Genomic DNA, 1,408 nt, shown 5'->3' with positions numbered 1-1,408 from the left:
GGGATCGGGGGTAAAATTCAGGTACTTTTTCCCTGAAAATTAGGTAACTGACTACCTCAAAATCGGTAAAACCCTACACCCCACACCCCACACCCCACACCCTGCCCCCACCAACAAACTTTTTCAGCAGACCCTAATTATAACCAGCTAGATAACTGAGGTAAGAGACTCTTGCTGACTTGCTTGCAGATGGGATTGAGCGCGAACAGCGCGGAACATCCCAAAACGACATAAACCCGTACCAAAGGCCAAACGCATCAGCAGAATTGTCGGCACTTCTCGGACGGATTTAACCAACCCAGTCAGACCAAATTGCCACCAACCTTGGGGACGAATCACCCCCTGCCAAATGGTATCAATCCAAGAGGGTAGAGTGGCTTTTGTCCAGTCAGCAGTCATCACTTCCCCATCTACCAATCCTGTGGCCGCTAACTGTTCGGCAAAACCTTCGATACTGGCAAAAGCGGGGTGGGACCACTGATCCAAAAGTTGGCGCATTACAGGACTTTCCCAGAAATTAAGCGGTTTTTGACGGTCATCTCGCTGATTCCAGTCCGCTACCACCAGGACTCCCCCCGGCTTGAGAACTCGCAGTAATTCCTGAGCAAAAACGGCTTTGTCCGGCATATGGGGACCGGCTTCAATTGACCAGACCACATCAAAACTCTCGTCGGGAAAAGAAAGGGCCATGGCATCATCGACCAAAAAGCGAGCATTTACATCTGGGGGTGTTAGTTCTTTGGCCCGTGCCACTTGTTTGGGACTAATGGTGACACCGGTAACGGCAAATCCGTAGTCGCGGGCCAGAATGCGACTGCTGCCACCAATACCACAACCGACATCGAGGAGAGTTGCACCGGTGGGTAGTTTATCCAAACCTCCCCAAGAGACCATTTCCGCCACAAAGTCAGCTTTTGCCTGTAGAAAGTCTTTTTTTTCTGGTGGGGAACCGTAGTGACCTAAATGGATGTGTTCGCCCCAATAGTATTCTAAAATCCCGTCCTGGGTCCATTGGTCGTAGGAATTGGCCACCGAGTCCGACGATTGGTACTTGCGAGAGGAAACAAAATAGACGACGATAGCGATCGCTAGGAGTAAACCTAAAGATGATGTCAGCAAAAGTATATTCATTAAATGCTGCCGGGCAAACTGATACAAAGCTTAATAACTCTTAAAGATTATACAACCTTGAGGTTCTGCGGTTGAGTGACTTTGGTTCCTCGCCAGAAATTAACTATCCCCGTTGAAAGCGACTGGTAATACAGCAGTTATCTTAATAGTTAAGTAGCTGGTTATAATTAAATTAAAAATGGATTTTAGGTTCGATCCCCCCTGCCCCCCTTGATAAGGGGGGTGCCGATCCCCCCTGCCCCCCTTGATAAGGGGGGTGCCGATAGGCGGGGGGATC

1 protein-coding gene is annotated in these 1,408 nt (G+C 49.3%); it reads right to left on the bottom strand.

Features of this window, described 5'->3' with window-relative positions:
- Window positions 1-147 precede the first annotated feature (147 nt).
- Window positions 148-1,131 carry a methyltransferase domain-containing protein gene (locus PX482_RS10530; protein ID WP_043999145.1) on the bottom strand — a complete coding sequence of 328 codons (984 nt, stop codon included), beginning with the start codon at window positions 1,129-1,131 and terminating at the stop codon, window positions 148-150.
- Window positions 1,132-1,408: the final 277 nt, after the last annotated feature.

Source organism: Microcystis sp. M53602_WE12 (assembly GCF_030065455.1).
Lineage (GTDB): Bacteria > Cyanobacteriota > Cyanobacteriia > Cyanobacteriales > Microcystaceae > Microcystis > Microcystis aeruginosa.
Note: the sequence above shows the minus strand (reverse complement) of the source record. Positions and strands in the feature narration are given on the sequence as shown.

Excerpts from the sequence above, each read along its gene's own strand:
- PX482_RS10530 (WP_043999145.1), bottom strand. The coding sequence starts at position 1,131 with ATGAATATACTTTTGCTGACATCATCTTTAGGTTTACTCCTAGCGATC.